The sequence below is a fragment of the Mesorhizobium sp. ORS 3428 genome (genome assembly GCF_001854785.1).
Classification (GTDB): Bacteria; Pseudomonadota; Alphaproteobacteria; order Rhizobiales; family Rhizobiaceae; genus Mesorhizobium.
Genome location: NZ_MDFL01000117.1, coordinates 86,170 through 103,698, shown reverse-complemented (window position 1 = coordinate 103,698; position 17,529 = coordinate 86,170). Strand labels below are relative to the sequence as shown.

General features: G+C 63.1%; 14 protein-coding genes and 1 pseudogene. 7 read left to right on the top strand and 8 right to left on the bottom strand.

Going from position 1 to position 17,529, the window contains the following annotated elements; all coding sequences use genetic code 11:
* Window positions 1-14 precede the first annotated feature (14 nt).
* Together ORS3428_RS33535 and ORS3428_RS34420 are read left to right on the top strand one after the other, a co-directional pair.
* Window positions 15-170 (top strand): hypothetical protein, encoded by a 156-nt coding sequence (locus tag ORS3428_RS33535; RefSeq protein WP_172833697.1) that lies wholly within the window; start codon window positions 15-17, stop codon window positions 168-170.
* Between the two features lie 68 nt (window positions 171-238).
* Window positions 239-724, top strand: a pseudogene (locus tag ORS3428_RS34420) (sce7726 family protein); the annotation flags it as partial.
* 69 nt (window positions 725-793) lie between these two features.
* Here ORS3428_RS34420 and ORS3428_RS16705 read toward each other — a convergent pair.
* The gene (locus tag ORS3428_RS16705; RefSeq protein ID WP_083355158.1) at window positions 794-1,798 is read right to left on the bottom strand and encodes a beta family protein; all 1,005 of its coding nucleotides are present in this window, start codon (window positions 1,796-1,798) and stop codon (window positions 794-796) included.
* Between the two features lie 213 nt (window positions 1,799-2,011).
* Between ORS3428_RS16705 and ORS3428_RS16700 the strand changes: the two genes are divergently transcribed.
* A complete protein-coding gene (locus ORS3428_RS16700) occupies window positions 2,012-2,434 on the top strand; it encodes a VOC family protein (RefSeq protein ID WP_071099386.1) in 423 nt (140 codons plus the stop codon).
* Between the two features lie 68 nt (window positions 2,435-2,502).
* Here the strand turns inward: ORS3428_RS16700 and cueR are convergent, their stop codons facing one another.
* On the bottom strand, window positions 2,503-2,916 hold the full coding sequence (gene cueR, locus ORS3428_RS16695) for a Cu(I)-responsive transcriptional regulator (protein ID WP_071099406.1): 414 nt from the start codon (window positions 2,914-2,916) through the stop codon (window positions 2,503-2,505).
* 225 nt (window positions 2,917-3,141) lie between these two features.
* Between cueR and ORS3428_RS16690 the strand changes: the two genes are divergently transcribed.
* Window positions 3,142-3,759, top strand: a complete 618-nt coding sequence (locus tag ORS3428_RS16690; protein WP_071099385.1) for a L,D-transpeptidase — start codon at window positions 3,142-3,144, stop codon at window positions 3,757-3,759.
* Window positions 3,760-3,894: 135 nt separating this feature from the next.
* On the opposite strand, the gene ORS3428_RS16685 is transcribed toward ORS3428_RS16690, so the two are convergent.
* The 4 genes from ORS3428_RS16685 to trpS all read right to left on the bottom strand — a co-directional run bounded on the left by ORS3428_RS16685 (window position 3,895) and on the right by trpS (window position 8,764).
* The gene (locus tag ORS3428_RS16685; RefSeq protein ID WP_071099384.1) at window positions 3,895-4,464 is read right to left on the bottom strand and encodes a NifU family protein; all 570 of its coding nucleotides are present in this window, start codon (window positions 4,462-4,464) and stop codon (window positions 3,895-3,897) included.
* Window positions 4,465-4,611: 147 nt separating this feature from the next.
* The gene (locus ORS3428_RS16680) at window positions 4,612-6,783 is read right to left on the bottom strand and encodes an amylo-alpha-1,6-glucosidase (protein WP_172833696.1); all 2,172 of its coding nucleotides are present in this window, start codon (window positions 6,781-6,783) and stop codon (window positions 4,612-4,614) included.
* A gap of 319 nt (window positions 6,784-7,102) precedes the next feature.
* Window positions 7,103-7,594, bottom strand: a complete 492-nt coding sequence (locus ORS3428_RS16675; RefSeq protein ID WP_071099383.1) for a universal stress protein — start codon at window positions 7,592-7,594, stop codon at window positions 7,103-7,105.
* Window positions 7,595-7,696: 102 nt separating this feature from the next.
* A complete protein-coding gene (gene trpS, locus ORS3428_RS16670) occupies window positions 7,697-8,764 on the bottom strand; it encodes a tryptophan--tRNA ligase (protein WP_071099382.1) in 1,068 nt (355 codons plus the stop codon).
* A gap of 488 nt (window positions 8,765-9,252) precedes the next feature.
* Between trpS and ORS3428_RS16665 the strand changes: the two genes are divergently transcribed.
* A complete protein-coding gene (locus ORS3428_RS16665) occupies window positions 9,253-9,879 on the top strand; it encodes a LysE family translocator (protein ID WP_157895966.1) in 627 nt (208 codons plus the stop codon).
* Window positions 9,880-9,904: 25 nt separating this feature from the next.
* Here the strand turns inward: ORS3428_RS16665 and murJ are convergent, their stop codons facing one another.
* Window positions 9,905-11,494 carry a murein biosynthesis integral membrane protein MurJ gene (gene murJ / locus ORS3428_RS16660; RefSeq protein ID WP_071099380.1) on the bottom strand — a complete coding sequence of 530 codons (1,590 nt, stop codon included), beginning with the start codon at window positions 11,492-11,494 and terminating at the stop codon, window positions 9,905-9,907.
* A 39-nt stretch (window positions 11,495-11,533) separates the two neighbouring features.
* Window positions 11,534-14,335 carry a [protein-PII] uridylyltransferase gene (locus ORS3428_RS16655; RefSeq protein WP_071099379.1) on the bottom strand — a complete coding sequence of 934 codons (2,802 nt, stop codon included), beginning with the start codon at window positions 14,333-14,335 and terminating at the stop codon, window positions 11,534-11,536.
* 189 nt (window positions 14,336-14,524) lie between these two features.
* Here ORS3428_RS16655 and ORS3428_RS16650 point away from each other — a divergent pair, with 189 nt between their 5' ends.
* Together ORS3428_RS16650 and copM are read left to right on the top strand one after the other, a co-directional pair.
* Entirely contained in the window at window positions 14,525-17,029 is a 2,505-nt protein-coding gene (locus ORS3428_RS16650; protein WP_071099378.1) for a heavy metal translocating P-type ATPase, read from the top strand.
* A gap of 76 nt (window positions 17,030-17,105) precedes the next feature.
* Window positions 17,106-17,462 carry a CopM family metallochaperone gene (gene copM, locus ORS3428_RS16645; RefSeq protein WP_071099377.1) on the top strand — a complete coding sequence of 119 codons (357 nt, stop codon included), beginning with the start codon at window positions 17,106-17,108 and terminating at the stop codon, window positions 17,460-17,462.
* The last annotated feature ends 67 nt before the right edge of the window (window positions 17,463-17,529 follow it).

Genomic DNA, 17,529 nt, shown 5'->3' with positions numbered 1-17,529 from the left:
CCTAGGTGATTGAAATGCCTGACAAACCTAACAAGCAGATAGAGAAATTCAAAGAGGCCGCTCGCCAACTTGAAACGGACGAATCCGAAGAAAAGTTTGACCAGATAGTCAAAAAGATAGCCAAGACCAAGCCTGAGGATAAAGACAGGAAGAAGCAAAGCGATTCTTGACCACATGGTAAAATTCGTTAACTTCTTCGCCATTACGCTGCCGAAACGAAGCWGCGGTTGGATAGGAAATGCGTGACAGCGACGTCCGGGCCGCCGTAAAGGCTCACCTTAGCAAACTCCATGACGGCGATGCGGACACTTGCATCGTTGAAGAGATGGGCGTTTGGTCCGGGTCTGTCAGAATTGATATTGCTGTCATAAACGGCGAGTTGACCGGCTTCGAATTGAAGTCCGACCGCGACACCCTTCAACGCCTTCCGGCGCAGGCCGAAGTTTACAGCCGCGTTTTCGATCATGTCACGTTGGTCGTTGGCGAGCGCCACGCGGAAAAGGCTCTCGACGTAATCCCAAACTGGTGGGGCATCATGTCGGCGCGGGAAACGCCGGAAGGCGTTGCCCTCACCAATGTCAAATGCGGTACGCRCAATCCAAACCCAGACCCGTATCTGATTGCCGATCTTCTATGGAAGGACGAAGCCCTTGCCATTCTTGACGCTCGCGGTCTCGCCCRAGGATGGCGAGGGAAGCCAGCCAAAATGGTCCACGAACGGCTGGCTTCCGAGCTWTCATTTTCAGATTTGAGCGATGAGGTGCGGCGAGCCCTCAAATCGAGGATCGCGCGGCTAAGGCAACCTGTCCGCGACATGCGCGACATGCCTGTTAAGCAGCACAGCGGCCCATTGTCCCCGCCCCCCAGCGCCGCCGTGGGTGGTGGCGTAATGTTGGATACGCCCATCGCCCCAACTTGGTATCGCTAGGCCTCCAAAATCGGGGTCCGCCAGCAAGGTCTGCGCATGGCCTCTGTACTGTGTCCCCATCGCGATGCCGTTTGCGCCGCTGGTCTTGACGCCTTTATGGATGATCCATTGATCATCGATTGCATATCGGACACTCACCGTCGCGTTCGCCATTRCATACCCCGGCACTTCATCAAGCGATGGATGCACGTGTCCTGAATCAGAATAGTCGAGTTGGAAGGGAACCAAGGCCCTGACCAACTGCCAAATCTGCCAGTCGCGCCGGGCAATGTCATTGCGGCCGGGGTTCAAAGGACCGTAATCCTTTGGAGCACTCCAACCGTGGAGGGTTACCGACCTCCAAGGATGATTTGCCGCCAGCGAAGCATTGATCGTGTGCGCAACGTAGTTGGCATATGGAGCCGGGGCGTGCTCTGCCACTCCCCCAACGTCGATCAAGACATCAATCTGACCAGGATTCCATGCTGCAACGCCGGCTACCCATGGYGCAAGGTGGGGCAAATCGGCCAACGGAACGTGCAATACAAAACCCGCGCCAAATGCTCCTATCAATGCAGCGGCGGCGTTGTTGTAGGCCGGCTGAGCCCTAATCGACAAAGTCGGAATAACCGRCACCCCGCCTTGACCAAGCCCATTGAAAAGGGCCGTATAAGCAACGGTGCTACCGGTAACCTCGAAGTTATAGATACCGTCCAACGCGATAGGAAAACCAGCCGCATTGGCAACCATCTTTGGTAGGAATGTCGTGGGGATCGTCCCGGTAAGTCTCACCAKCGGAAAGACGCGAGCCCTTGTTACAGCGTCCAAGTTCCCAAGCGCGTCGGCTTCTCCGGCTTTAGTTCGTACAATAGGTATGTAGCGGTATGGCATTTGGCACCCCCTAGTTTCCACTTGCGAAGTGGTAGCATCGGGAGACCTCTAATGGAAGCCAGGTTTGTCAAATATATAATCGCCCTAGCGACGGCGATTGTGTATTTGACAAACCAAGCCGCTGACGGGAACCACTAGGGCCGTTCCGCTTTTCCATCGGGAGCCATCCGCTGTCGCACCCATGCTGCGCTGGAGCGGTTCGAGGAACGCTTGATGAAAGCGCGCATCGATGTGATCACCTTGGCAGTAGCCAACTTCGAGCGGGCACTCGCCTTCTACCGGGCACTCGGGCTCCAGTCTGCCGGCGTGACCGCAACTGAGTTCGCCGGCGACGATACACGTCCCGCAGGCGCAATCGTCATGTTCCATCTTGACGGCGGTCAGATCCTAGCCCTTTACCCGCGTAGTGAACTCGCCAAAGACGCTGGCATCGAAGTCGGGCCAGCGCGTAGCGGGGAGTTCAGTCTCGGCCATATCGTTGAGACCCGGCAGGAAGTGGACGAGCTACTGACCAAAGCCGAGGCGGCTGGAGCACTCGTCACTGAAGTGCACGACAGACCTTGGGGCATCTACTCGGGTTACTTTCGTGACCCGGACGGACATCTGTGGGAAATCATCCATAACCCAAACATGTAGCAGGCGAACAGCGCCACTCTCCGCCTTCCCGCTCTGGCGCCAGTTTGCTTGAGGCCCTTGTCGCTGGTCTACGCGTGCACCGCCCTCTCGTCCTCCACCACCCCCGCCATGTCATCCAGGATCGGACACTCCGGCCTGTCGTCGCCGTGGCAGGCGTGGATCAGCTTCTGCAGGGTCGCGCGCATCGACTGCAATTCGCGCACCTTTTCCTCGATCGCCCTGACATGGGCGGTGGCGATCTCGCGCACGYCGTGGCTGGCGCGGTCGCGGTCCTGATAGAGCGCCATGAGCTGCCTGCAATCGTCGATTGAAAAGCCGAGATTGCGCGCTCGGCGCAGGAAGACCAGCCGGTGGACGTCGTCACGGGAGTAGTCGCGGTAGCCGTTTTCGGCCCGCGCCGGCCGGATCAGGCCGATCTCCTCATAGTAGCGGATAGTCTTGGCCGGCAGGCCGGAACGCTCGGCGGCATCCCCGACATTCATGGCGCACTCCTTGGTCTCCGGCGGCCATTCCAGCCGCCTCATTGATTTTGCTTCACAATCCTGTGAAGGCTGTTGCCGAAATGCCGCAGTTCGGCACTTACCGGCACGCAAGCCCTTGCATATAGGCAGTGCGCGCTTGGCAAGCAAAAGAAATGCCAGCATGAATGATGGCGACAAGGCGGCCGACTCGTGCCGCTGATACGAGGCGGGGCGTCGGACCTTTTCATGCGCTTGAAGTCAATTGCAATCGTCGCCGCCCTTGCGCTCTCGACCGCGATCAGTGGCTGCAGCACGATCGGCTCGCAACTCTTCACCAACAACTATGGCGCGATGACCGATGCCGGCTACGAGCTGCCGCGCGTCCCGATCGAGAAGGTTCCGGCGCGGTTCCACCGCCAGGAAGTGAATTACGACACCAAGGAAAAGCCCGGCACCATCATCGTCGACACCCAGAACAAGTTCCTCTACTTCGTCGAGGGCGACGGCCGGGCGATGCGCTACGGCATCGGCGTCGGCCGCGAGGGTTTTGAGTGGCACGGCACCGCCCATATCGCGCTGAAGCGCGAATGGCCGACCTGGACGCCCCCGGCGCCGATGATCAAGCGCCAGCCCGAGCTCGCCAAATTCGCCGGCGGCATGGACCCCGGCCTGAAGAACCCGCTCGGCGCGCGCGCCATGTATCTGTTCAACAAGGGCGGCGACATGGGCTACCGCCTGCATGGCAGCCCGGAATGGTTCTCGATCGGCAAGGCGATGTCGTCGGGCTGCATCCGGCTGATGAACCAGGACATTATCGATCTCTACGACCGCACCTCGGTCGGCGCCAAGGTCATCGTGATATGATCACGAAAGCCTGGGGCAAAACCTTTCGCAAGCGGACCGTCTAGGCAACAACAAGACGTCCAAGAACAGAAAACCGGGCTGTTGGGGCCCGGTTTTTTGTTTTTGCGATTATTCAGTAGATGCCGCGAAAAATAATCAGGCGACCTGCTCGACCTGCTGCACTTCCGGCACGAAGTGCCTCAAAAGGTTCTGGATGCCGTGYTTCAGCGTCGCCGTCGACGACGGGCAGCCGGCGCAGGCGCCCTTCATGTGCAGGAACACGGTGCCGTTCTCGAAGCCGCGGAAGGTGATGTCGCCGCCGTCCTGGGCGACCGCCGGACGCACCCTGGTGTCGAGCAGCTCCTTGATGGTCAGCACCAGCTCCTCGTCGGCCTTGTCGTAGAACTCGCCGGCGTGGCCGGCGTCGTTGGCGGGAGCGACCGAAGCCATGACCGGCGCGCCCGACATGAAGTGCTCCATGATGGCGCCGAGGATCGCCGGCTTCAGATGCTGCCAGTCGGGGCCGTCCTTGGTGACGGTGACGAAGTCGTAGCCGAAGAAGACGCCGGTAACGCCGGGAATCTCGAACAGCCGGCCGGCCAGCGGCGAGGCTTGGGCTGCCGTTTCGGCGTCGCGGAAATCGGCGGTGCCTTCGCGCAGCACTTCCTTGCCGGGCAGGAACTTCAGCGTCGCCGGGTTCGGCGTCGATTCGGTCTGGATGAACATGGGGTATCTCCAGGCCCTTCTCGGGCCGATAGTTTGGAATAATTCTAAATAGGCTCTATCGGCTGGACATTCAAGCGAAACACGTCGCCCGAACTTCTGGCTGGCGGAATGTTTTCGCCATGGCGAGATGGCTCGAACATGGCCCGCCTATCCTCCGACTTCCACGGTAAGTTGTCCACTTGTCTTCAGGATGTCCACCTCGGCTCCATCGGCTGTGYGCCGGAACTCCAGGTCGGCGCTTTCTTCGCCGACGCGCAGCCCGCGAAGCTCGATGCGGTTGACGAAGCTGGGCAGTCGCGGCCGCACGATGCGCAGCTTGCCTGCGAAGGCGTCGGGTTCCAGGCCGAGGCAGGTGGTGACCAGGAAGGGCACCGCGCCCGCCGCCCATKCCTGCGGGTGGCACGCCACGGGATAGTGCACCGGCACCTGAAAGTCCCTGCGCGGAAAACCCGCCATCGCCTYGGRYAGCCGGTGGTGGCGGAAGTGCATCGCCGCCTCGGYTATTGCCGTGAAGATCCTGAGCGCAGCGTCGTCCTCGCCATATCGGCGGCAGCCGGCCGCCAGCAACGCATTGTCGTGCGGCCAGACGGTTCCGAGATGGTAGCCGACGGGGTTGTAGCGGCGCTCCGCGGTAGACAGCGTGCGCACGCCCCAGCCGTTGAACATGTCGTCTTGCATCAGCCGACGCACGGTTCGGCGGGCCTTGCCCTGGTCCGCGATGCCGGTCCACAACGCATGCCCCGGATTCGAGGAAACGACCGCGACCTTACGGCCTCGCGCTTCGAGCGCCAGCGCGAAGGTGTCCAGCTCCTCGCACCAGAAGTCGTGGTTGAACCGTGTCCGAAGCCGTTCGGCCTCGCCGCGAAGCTGCTTGGCGCGCTTGCGCTCGCCAATGCGTTCGTAAAGGTCGGCGACGGCATGTTTGGCGGCAAAGACATAGCCTTGCGCCTCGACAAGCGCGATCGGCGGCCTCGCGATGCTGCCGTCGGCCCTCACGATTGCATCGGCCGRATCCTTCCATCCCTGATTGACGAGACCCTTCTCCCACGGGCTCCGATATTTGAGATAGCCTTCGCCATGGTCGTCTCCGGCCTTGGCGATCCAGTTCAACGCTCTTTCCACCGGCTCCTGCAGTTCGCGAAAGAGCCCGAGGTCGCCCGTCCACGCCGCATGGCGGGCAAGAAGCATCAGGAAGAGCGGCGTCGCGTCCACCGTGCCGTAGAACCTGGCATGCGGGACATTGCCCGCCCCGGCCAGTTCGCCGACGCGCAGCTCATGCAGGATCTTGCCGGGCTGTTCCTCCCGCCATCGGTCCGCCCTGCGCCCCTGATAGCCGGCGAGAAGGCGCAGCGTCTGCGCGGCGATCTCCGGCAGGAAGGCGAGCATTTCGAGCGCGACGATCAGGCTGTCGCGCCCGAAAAGGGCGACGAACCATGGAACGCCGGCGGCGAAATACTCCCTGTTGCCCAGATCCGATCTGAGCATGGCCAGGTCGCGCAGCGAGCGCTCCATGATGTCGTTGAGCAGCAGGTTGTCGCTTACGAGCTTCGTATGCCGGTCCAGCCATTCCTCGGAGCTCGCCTGAATGTTTCCAGCCAGRCCGTCGAGCGCGACCGTCGGCCGCTGGTTCAGCTGATTTGGCTCGGYATCTTCGGAATATTCGTTCAGCTCTATGGTGATCGCGATGGTGCGCGTATCGCCTGGGGGCACGCGGATCCGGAACTCGGCGATGGTGTCGTGCGTGGAATCGGGCGGAGGCGAGAAGGCGATCGTCGCCGTCCTGCGGAGCCGGTCGGCGCCGTGATAGACGAAATGCAGCCTGCCCTCCCGCCAGGCGGCCCGCTGGGCTCGGCCGAGCTCCTGACCCTGCACCAGTCCGCGCACGTTGAAGATGTCCTCGAAACCGGCGTGGAAATGCAAGGTCATCGGAAGGCTATGCGCCTCATTTCCGAAATTCTGGATGGTCATGACCTCCCGCACGCATGTTTGCCCTGCATCGAGGATGCGCTCCCAGCGGATGCCGAGCTCGTCCTTGGGGATCATTTGTCCCCGTTCGAAATGCAGGTCGGGGTTGGTCAGTTCAAAAACCGCCGCGTAGCCCTTTTGCGCGGACGAGGCCAGCACGATCGGCGCCAGACCGGCCAGCGCCATTCGATAGCCGCCAAGGAAGCGGCAGTCGTGAAAATAAAGTCCGAAGCCGTGCTCGCCCTTCAAGGGGATCTGCGCGTCGGAAGCGACGACGTAGTAGAGGTCGAAATTCTTGACGGTTATCGCCCCGGCGATGCTGTCGACCATGGCCGGATGGCGTTTGGCGAGCAAACGATGCCTGCGTGCATGCTGAGCATGAGGGGGCTGTCGCGCCTCTTGCTTGGCTCGTGCGGAATGCGAATGCGGCCGCGCCGCGGATTGGGCGGCCTTGTCTTGCGGCTTCGACGTACCGCTCCGGCCCGTTTTCCGGTTTGATTCGTCCATCAGCACTCCGTTTGGGATTGTCGGTTCAGTGACCATCCCAAATGGCGCACCGCAAGCGCAGGCCAAGGGCCATGTCGCAGTCTATGGTTGAGCGATCACACCTATATGATCCCAAAGAGGTCGCTCGGCGTGAGGCCTCCGTCAGATCGCGGAGAAGCTCTGCCAGTCAGGCCAGGCTTTCGATTTCCTCGTCGGAGAGGTTCTGCGGCACCACCGTGACCGGAATGGGGAAGGCGGCGCCTCGGCCGGCCACCGCGCTCACCAGAGGGCCCGGACCTTCCTTGCCCGCGCYGGCCGCCAGCACCAGGATGGCAATGTCCTGGTCTTCCTCGATCAGCTTGTGGATCTCTTCGGTCGGCTTGCCCTCGCGCACCACCAGCTCGGGCTCGATGCCGACCTTCTGGYGCACCTTGTTGGCGTAGGTGTCGAGCGCCGCGCGCGCGGTGGTRTTCGCTTCCTCTCGCATGATCTTCTCGACCCCCAGCCAGTGCTGGAAATCGTCCGGTTCAATGACAAAGAGCAGCACCAGCACGCCGTTGGTGCGGTGCGCGCGCGTCGAAGCATAGGCGACGGCGCGCTCGCATTCCGGCGTGTCGTCGATGATCSCCAGGAACTTGCGGCGATGGCCGGCTTCCCGGCTGAGGCGTTTCGAGACCATGTCTATCTGCTCGGTATCAATTCGGCCGCAATCTGCCACTGCCACGAACCAACGGCAAGCCGCCGGCCGGCATGGCGCTGAAAGCCAGCGAGGTTGGATCGATCAGTCCTGCAGCAGGCCGATGATGTCGCGCACCGTCTTCATCGTCGTCTCGGCGATCGCGCGGGCGCGCTCACCGCCGTCCTTCAGCACGGCATCGACATAGGCGCGGTCGCCTTCGATGCGGCGCATCTCCGAGGCGATCGGTGCGAGCTTCTCCACCGCAAGGTCGGCAAGCGCCGGCTTGAACACCGAAAACTGCTGGCCGCCGAATTCCTTGAGCACGTCGGCCTTGGAGATTTCGGCAAGCCCGGCATAGATGCCGACCAGGTTATCCGCTTCCGGCCGGCTTTCCAGCCCGTCCAATTCGGCCGGCAACGGCTCCGGATCGGTCTTGGCCTTGCGGATCTTCTTCGAGATGGCGTCGGCGTCGTCGGTCAGGTTGATGCGTGACAGGTCCGACGGATCGGACTTCGACATCTTCTTCGAGCCGTCGCGCAGGCTCATGATGCGCGCCGCCGGACCGCCGATCACCGGTTCGGTGATCGGGAAATAGCCGTTCACCATCTCCTCGCCGACCTGCATCTCGACGCCGACGCCGAGAGCGGCGATGCGCTCGGAGAAGTCGTTGTTGAATTTCTGCGCGATGTCGYGGGTAAGCTCCAGATGCTGTTTCTGGTCCTCGCCCACCGGCACATGGGTGGCGCGGTAAAGCAGGATGTCGGCGGCCATCAGGCTGGGATAGGCAAGCAGGCCCAGCGAAGCGTTCTCGCGGTCCTTGCCGGCCTTGTCCTTGAACTGCGTCATGCGGAACATCCAGCCGATGCGCGCCACGCAATTGAAGATCCAGGCAAGCTCGGCGTGCTGGATGACCCGCGACTGGTTGAAGACGATGTGTTTCTTCGGATCGATGCCGGAGGCGAGGAACGCTGCGGTGATCGAGCGGGTCTGGTCGCCCAGATCCTGATGCACGAGCTGCGCCGTCAGCGAATGCAGGTCGACGACGCAATAGATGCAGTCGGACTGTTCCTGGAGGGCGACGAATTTCTTGATGGCGCCGAGATAGTTGCCGAGATGCAGGTTGCCGGTCGGCTGGACGCCCGAAAAGACGAGTGGCTTGAAGGCGGACATGATTTCCCCAGGGCTTGTGGAGGGCCGTATAAGCATGATTCCAAAAAGTTGCAGACTTTTTGGAGCCAATCATGCGGCTGGAAACCGCGCGCGGCGAAAGTCTTGCGACGGCGCGCTTATGGACGAAGGCGAATGCGGGATCAAGAGGCGGTTGCAATCGAAAAAGAGCGCTTGCTTCAGGTGCGGCCCGATGCTGTTTGGGCAGCGCGTTTTAGCCTGCAAAGGTCGGCGCTGCCCCTCATTGTCCTGCCGGACATTTCTCCCCGCATAGAGACGGGGAGAAAGACGCCGTCACACGCGGTTTCGCTAATTTCCGGCGTTGCAGAAAAGAGTGCTGGCGTTGCGGCCAGCTACTTTCTCCCCGKTTTACGGGGAGAAATGCCCGGCAGGGCAATGAGGGGCGGCGCCGGCGTCGAGAAGTGTGATATTCGCCTGGCCAGCCCGGATCGCTCTGGCCTAGCATGCCTGGCTCGTTTGGGGTCCTCATCATGCTCTCGCATTTGCTTGCCGTGGCTTCCGTCTGGGTGGTCGCCGCGGTTTCACCAGGGCCGAATTTCCTGATGACCGCGCGCATCGCGGTGGCGCGCTCGCGCGGAGCCGGCCTGGCCGCCGTCTGCGGCATTGGCATCGCTACCGCCATCTGGGGTGTCTGCGGGCTTGCCGGCATCARGGCGCTTTTCCTCGCCGCACCTTGGGCCTATGCCCTGATGAAGCTGGCCGGTGYCGGCTATCTCATCTATTCGGGCATCAGGCTGATCGTCCTTGCCGAAAAGCGCAGCGCAGCGGATACAGCATTGGCTGCCGATGTGAAGGGGTTTTCGGCCAGGCGTGCCTTCTGGATCGGCCTTGTCACCAGCCTTRCCAATCCGCGCTCGGCACTCTCCGTGCCCAGTATTTTTGCCGTTGCCCTGCCGGCGCAGCCGTCGCTCAGCCTGGGYGCCGCATCGGTCGCGCTTATGGTGGCGATCTCGGTCGGCYGGTATGCCTGCGTGGTCTGGCTGTTCGCCGCCGAAGCGGTCTCGAACGGCTATCGCCGGCTGCGCCGCACCATCGACCGCATAGCCGGCGGCCTGCTCATCCTGTTCGGCGCAAGGCTGGCCCTGGAGCGCGGGTGAGGGCGGGGCCGCAGTTTGCCGGCTGTCATTCCGACGGCGGCGCTGCCTTTGCCGGGCTGCGCCTGACATTGCGCCGGATCATGCCGAAATCGGCGCCGCCGGTGCCAAAGGCAGTGACGAAGTAGAGCGCAGCGCCGCCGCCGACGAGCGCGAACAGCGTCGTCGCCTTCACCACCAGCGGCGAGCCGGGTCCTAGCTTCGTGGCGAAATAGTGCTCGGCGAAGTAAAGCGCGACAGCCATCACCACAGCCGACAGCACCAGCCGGGGAATGCGCCTCAACAGCGGTATGTCGCGGCCCCAGTGGCCGCGCCGGATCAGCATGCCGAGCAGCATCGCAGCGTTCACCCAGCCGGCGACGGCCGAGGCGACCGCGATGCCCGGCGCGCCCATCGAGGGAAAAAGCGTCAGCGCGGTGGCGACGTTCACGCCGACCGAGATGGCGGCGAAACCCATCGGCGTGCGTGTGTCCTCGCGCGCGAAATAGCCGGGCGTGAAGGCCTTGATCAGCACGAAGGCCGGCAGGCCAAGGCCGAAGATGGCCAGGATCGAGGCGACGACCGGCGTCGAGTGGTTGGCCGCGAAGGCGCCGCGCTCGTAGACCAGTCGCACGATCGGTTCCGACATCACCCAGAGCGCGGCCGCCGCCGGCAAGGTCATGAACAGCGTGAACTCGACGGAGCGGTTCTGCAGATTGGCGGCCTCGATCAGATTGCCCGATTTCAGCGCCCGCGACAGTTCCGGCAACAGCACGATCGCTACCGCCACGCCGACGACACCAAGCGGCAGCTGGTAGATGCGGTCGGMATAGGCCAGCGACGACACGGCGCTGTTCTGCCCCGAGGCGATCGCCGTGCCGATCAACTGGTTGATCTGGGTGATGCCGCCGGTGATCGCCGCCGGCAGCGCCAGGATCAGGAGCCGCTTCACGTTCGGCGTCATCTTCGGCCGACGGAAGCCGATCGAGATGCCGGCATGGCGCACCGCCACCCAGACGATGGCGAGCTGCACGATGCCCGCCGCCAGCACGCCCCAGGAAAGCCCGAAGCCGACATCATGCGCATCCAGACCATGGTACCACGCATAGGCGAGCACGCTGATCAGGATGATGTTGAGGAAGGCGGGCGCGATCGCCGCCGCGAAATAGCGGCGCAGCGAGTTCAGCATGCCCGCCATCATGGCGCCGAGCGACATGCAGATCAGATAGGGGAACATGATCGTCGCAAGCGTGACGGTCGTCTCGAACTTGCYCGGGATGTCGGCAAAGCCCGGCGCCACCAAGTAGCGGACGATCAGCGGCATCGCCAGTTCCATGGCGATGGTGAGCGCCAGGAGCGCCGAGAACAGCACGCCGAACACTTCCTCCGAGAAGCGCTTGGCGCCATCGGTGCCGTGCGTCTCGATCTCCTTGGCGAAGAGCGGCACGAACGCGGCGTTGAAGGCGCCCTCGGCGAAAAGGCGGCGGAAGGTGTTGGGAAACTGGAAGGCGGCGTTGAAGGCGTCGGCGACGGGCCCTGTGCCGAGGGCCGCCGCCATCAGCATCTCGCGGCCGAAACCCAGCGCGCGGCTCATCAGCGTGCCGGAAGCGACGGTGGYGAATTTCTTGACAAGGCTCATGCTTGGAATGACTGCCTGCGCAATTACGTCAAATGGATGTCACTCGGCCGCCTCCTTGGCCTTGCCGTTGCGTTGGGGCTCGTTGCCTTCCAGCGTGTCGATCAGCCGCCTGTGGATGGTGGCGATGCGCGTCGGGCTATCGATCTTCTGGCCTGTGAGGTCCGTCACGTAGAAGGTATCTATCACCTTTTCGCCGAAGGTCGTGATATGCGCCGATGCGATATCGAGCGACAGGTTCGACAGCGCGCCGGTGATCTCGGAAAGCAGGCCCGGACGATCCAGCCCTTCGATCTCGATCACCGAGAAACGGTTCGACAGCGTGTTGCGGATCTCGGCGCGCGGCGGGATGCGGAAGGCCTTGGCGCCGCGCTTCGGCTTGGCGCGCTTCTCGATCATCTCGGGCAGCCAGCTCTTGCCGGACAGCACGTCCTCGATCAGCTTGCCGACGCGCTCGGCGCGGCGGCGCTCGTCCTCGTCGCGGTCGAACTCCCTGGAGATCAGGATCGTGTCCAGCGCGCGCCCGTCTGAAGTGGTGAAGATCTGCGCGTCGACGATGTTGCCGCCGGCCGCAGCGCACGCGCCGGCAATCACCGACAGTAGGCGCGGATGGTCCTGCGCGAGCACGGTGATCTCTGTCACCGCCTCGAATTCGTGCGTCTTCACGATCGTCGCGAGCTTCTTGCCGGCGGCATCCGCCTCGCGGATGAATTCGGCATGGCGCAACTGGTCAGGCAGGTCGACGGTCAGCAGATAGTTTTCGTAATGCTGGGCGACATAGCGCTTGCGCTCCTTCGCCGGCCAGGCGGCCAGCGCCTCGGCCAGTTGCTCGCGTGCTGCAGCCGTGCGCTCGGCGCGCGAGACTTCGGAGAAGCCGCCGGTGAGCAGCAGCTCGGTCTCGAAGTAGAGCGTGCGCAGCAGCTGTCCCTTCCAGCCGTTCCACACGCCCGGCCCGACGCCCCTGATGTCGCAGACGGTGAGGATCAGAAGCAGCTTCAGCCGCTCCACCGACTGCACGATGGAAGCAAAATCCTCGATCGTCTTACGGTCGTTGAGATCGCGCGTCTGCGCTGTCATCGACATGACGAGGTGGTTCTCGACCAGCCAGGCGACGGTCTCGGTGTCGGCGGCCGACAGCCCCATATGCGGGCAAATTCGCCGCGCTATCCTGGCGCCGGCTTCCGAATGGTCCTCCGGCCGGCCCTTGGCGATGTCGTGCAGCAGCACCGCGACGTAGAGCGCCTCGCGGCTCTTCTTCAATCCCGGCATCAGCGAGTGTGACAGCGGATGCACTTTCGCGCCGTCGCCGCGCTCGATCTCGGCCAGCACGCCGATGCAGCGAATCAGGTGCTCGTCGACCGTATAGTGGTGGTACATCGAGAACTGCATCATGGCGACGATCTTGCCGAAGTCGGGGATCAGCTTGCTGAGCAGCCCCGCCTCGTTCATGCGCCTGAGATTGAGCTCGGCATTGCGGTCCGAGGTCAGGATGTCGAGGAACAGCCGGTTGGCTTCCTCGTCGCGCCTCAGCGACTTGTTGACTAGGCCGAGCGAGCGGGTGAGCAGCYTCAGCGCATCGGGATGGAACTCCAGCCCATGCTTGTCGGCGAACCAGAACAGTCTCAGCAGATTGACCGGATCGCGCTCGAACACCATGTCGTCGGCGATGTTGATGCGGTGGTTGTCGACGATGAAGTCGGACGTGCCGGCAAGCTTGCGCTTGCGCCGCGAGAAGGTGAGGAAGATGCGGTTGAAGCCGGGTACGTGCTTGGCCTGCTCTTCCTCCAGAGCGGCRCAGAAGATGCGGGTGAGGTCGCCGACATCCTTGGCGACGAGGAAGTAGTGCTTCATGAACCGCTCGACCGCCGACAGGCCGGGATGCGTGGTGTAGCCCAGCCGCTCGGCGATCTCGCGCTGGATGTCGAAATGCAGCCGCTCCTCCGCCTTGCCGGTCAGGAAGTGCATGTGGCAGCRCACCGCCCACAGGAAATCCTCGGCCTTCTGGAATTCGCGATACTCGGCCTCGGTGAAGACGCCCTTCTCGACAAGTTCCTCGCCGGTGCGCACGCGATAAAAATATTTGCCGATCCAGAACAGCGTCTGCAGGTCGCGCAAGCCGCCCTTGCCGTCCTTGACGTTGGGCTCGACCAGATAGCGGCTTTCGCCCGCCTTGGCGTGGCGCTCGTCGCGCTCGGCGAGCTTGGCCTGCACATATTCCGGCCCCGTCGTGCGCACCACCTCGTGGTCGAAGCGGGTGAGCAGTTCGTCATAGAGCTTGCGCTCGCCCCACAGGAAGCGCGCCTCCAGRATCGAGGTGCGGATGGTGATGTCGGTGCGCGACAGCCTCACGCATTCCTCGATGTTGCGGGTGGCGTGGCCGACTTTCAGCCCCATGTCCCACAGCATGTAGAGCATATATTCGACGATCTGCTCGCCCCACGGCGTCTGCTTGTAGGGCAGCAGGAACAACAGGTCGATGTCGGAGCCCGGCGCCAGCGTGCCGCGCCCGTAGCCRCCAACCGCCACGACCGCCRTGCGTTCGGCGGCCGAGCGGTTCTTGACCCGGTAGACATGGGTGGCCGCGAAATCGTAAAGCGCCCGGATCAGTTCATCCATCAGATGCGAAAGCCGCACGGCGCAGGCATTGCCGCCGCCATCCTCCTTCAGCATGGTCTCGGCGATCTTTCGCCCTTCCGCGAGCCTGCCCTTGAGCAGGTGGAGAACGGCTGTGYGCGTTGTCTTGCCGGAGCCGTCGCCGGCGTTCTCCGCCGTCAGCGCCGTCAGGTCCCGGCGCAAAGCGTCGCCATCGATGATTTCGTCGAGTTTCAGGGAGATCTTGGCCATTCGGCGGCGTCTATAGCGTGTTTTCGCGGCGCTGTGTATGGGGCGGCGAACGCGTCTCCAATGGCGTGCGATTGATGCAACGCAAGGAGGGGCGACCAAAATCTCCAAAAATCGGAACTGGCCCTTGACCTTCCAGTTACTGGAAGGACTACCTCCGCCTCACATTCGAACTCTGAGAGGCATTGAATCATGGCCGACCACCATCACCACCACCGGCATGGCGCATCCTGCTGCTCCGCAATGGATGCCGCGCCTTCCGGGCAAGCCGTGATTCGCGATCCGGTCTGCGGCATGACGGTCGATCCGGCCGCCGGAAAGCCGACGGCCGAGCATGATGGCCGGACATTTCATTTCTGCAGCGAACGCTGCCGCACGAAATTCCTGACCGAGCCGGAAACATATCTGACGGCGACGGACCCCGTCTGCGGCATGAAGGTCGACCGTGCGAGCGCGAAGCATTTCGTCCGCCATGAGGGGCAGGGCTTCTATTTCTGCTCTGGCGGCTGCAAGGGCAAGTTCGAGGCGGAGCCGGCAAAATACCCGGCTGGCCGGCCTGAGCCGCAGCCGATGCCGAAGGGCACGCAATACACCTGCCCGATGCATCCCGAAATCATCCGCGACAAGCCCGGGTCCTGYCCGATCTGCGGCATGGCGCTGGAACCGATGGGCGTACCTTCCGGCGACGAAGGCCCGAACCCGGAGCTCGTCGATTTCACGCGCCGGTTCTGGGTGAGCGCGGTGCTCTCGCTGCCGCTGCTCGTCATTGCCATGGCGCCGATGCTGGGCCTGAGCTTCGAGAGTTTCATCGACGGCCGGACGAAGACATGGGTGGAACTGGCGCTGGCAAGCCCGGTGGTGTTGTGGGCCGCCTTTCCCTTCTTCCATCGCGGCTGGGAATCGATCCTGAACCGCAGTCCGAATATGTGGACGCTGATCTCGCTCGGCGTCGGCGCCGCCTATCTCTTCAGCCTTGTAGCGGCACTGTTCCCGAATGTCTTCCCGCATCAGTTCCGTGGCCATGACGGCACCGTGCCGGTCTATTTCGAGGCGGCCGCGGTCATCGTCGCGCTGGTGTTCCTTGGCCAAGTGCTGGAATTGCGCGCCCGCGAACGCACAGGCTCGGYCATCCGCGCCCTGCTCGACCTTGCGCCGAAGACGGCGCGCCTGATCGGCGCCGAYGGTTCCGAGAAGGATGTGCCGCTGGACAGCGTCAAGACCGGAGACCGGTTGCGCATCCGGCCGGGCGACGCCGTCCCGGTCGATGGCATCGTGCTGGAAGGTCGCTCGTCAATCGACGAATCGATGATCACCGGCGAGCCCCTGCCGGTCGAGAAGACGGAAGGCGAGCCCCTTACCGGCGGCACGCTGAACAAGAACGGCTCACTGATCATGCGCGCCGAAAAGGTCGGCACCGAAACCACGCTCTCGCGCATCGTCGAAATGGTCGCGAAGGCGCAGCGTTCGCGCGCTCCGATCCAGGGGCTGGCCGACCGCGTGTCCTTCTATTTCGTCCCTGCCGTCGTGCTGGTTGCTGTCATTGCCTTCATTGCTTGGTCGTTCTTCGGACCCGAGCCCAGCCTGATCTTCGCCATCGTATCGGCCGTGTCGGTGCTGATCATCGCCTGCCCATGCGCGCTGGGCTTGGCCACGCCGATGTCGATCATGACGGCGACCGGCCGTGGCGCGCATGCCGGCGTGCTGATCAAGGATGCGGAAGCGCTCGAGCGCTTCGCCTCCGTCGATACGCTGATCGTCGACAAGACCGGTACGCTGACCGAAGGCAAGCCGCGGCTGACCGACGTCGTTGCTGCCGAGGGCATCGATGGGAATGACCTTCTTGCGCTCGCCGCTGCCCTTGAAAAAGGTTCGGAACACCCGCTCGCCGAAGCGATCGTCGAGGGTGCCGCCGAACGTGGCGTTAAGCTTGCCGATGCCGAAGACTTCGAGGCAGCCACCGGCAAGGGCGTTGCCGGAACTGTCTCCGGCAGAAAGGTGGCGCTCGGCAATGCGGCGATGATGGCAGATCTTGGCATCGACACCGCGCCTGTTTCCGCCCAGGCGGAGGCGTTGCAGGCCGAGGGCAAGACGGCGATGTTCGTTGCCGCCGACGGCAAGTTTGCCGGCATCGTCGCCGTCGCCGATCCGGTCAAGGCAACCACGGCCGAAGCGATCAAGGCGCTGCACGATAAGGGCCTGAGGATCATCATGGCGACCGGCGACAACGAGCGCACGGCAAAGGCGATTGCCGGCAGGCTCGGCATCGACGAGGTGCGCGCCGGCCTGCTGCCGGACGAGAAGGGCGCGCTGGTCGAGGAACTGCGCGCCAGGGGTGGGGGCGTTGYGATGGCCGGCGACGGCGTCAACGATGCGCCGGCGCTAGCCGGCGCCGATGTCGGCATCGCCATGGGCACCGGCGCCGATGTCGCGGTCGAAAGCGCCGGCATCACGCTGGTCAAGGGCGATCTCAATGGCATTGTCAGGGCCCGCACGCTGGCGCAGGCGACGATCCGCAACATCCGCCAGAACCTGTTCTTCGCCTTCCTTTACAACGTGCTCGGCGTGCCGGTCGCAGCCGGCGTGCTCTATCCGCTCACCGGCACCCTTTTGTCGCCGATGATTGCTGCGGCGGCGATGAGCCTGTCCTCGGTTTCAGTCATCAGCAATGCGCTGCGGCTGAGAACGTTGAAACTTTGAGCCAAACCTCCAGATACGAAATCCAACCAAAAAGGAGACCCTGTATGACCTGGCCAAGAAGATCGTGCTGCTGTTGATGGCGGCCGGAATGCTGCTCGCGGTGTTCCTCGAAAGCGTTCCGGCGCAGACGGAGGAGATGAAGCACGACATGTCCGGGATGGCGATGGGCGCCGCAAGCCCGTCGACCGACGGCTACAAGGCGGCGATGGACAAGATGCACGCCGACATGATGATCGAGTACACCGGCAACGCCGATGTCGATTTCGTCCGCGGCATGATCCCGCATCACCAGGGTGCGATCGACATGGCCAAGGTGGTGATCRCCAACGGCAAGGATCCGGAAATCCGCAAGCTCGCCGAAGGCGTCGTCAAGGCGCAGGAAGCCGAGATCAAAGAAATGCAGGATTGGCTCGCCGCCCATCCGGCACAGTAAGCTCCGCGGCCGGAAGTTCAGACGTCAGTCTGGATTTCCGGCCGCGACTGTGCTGCGATCCGGCATC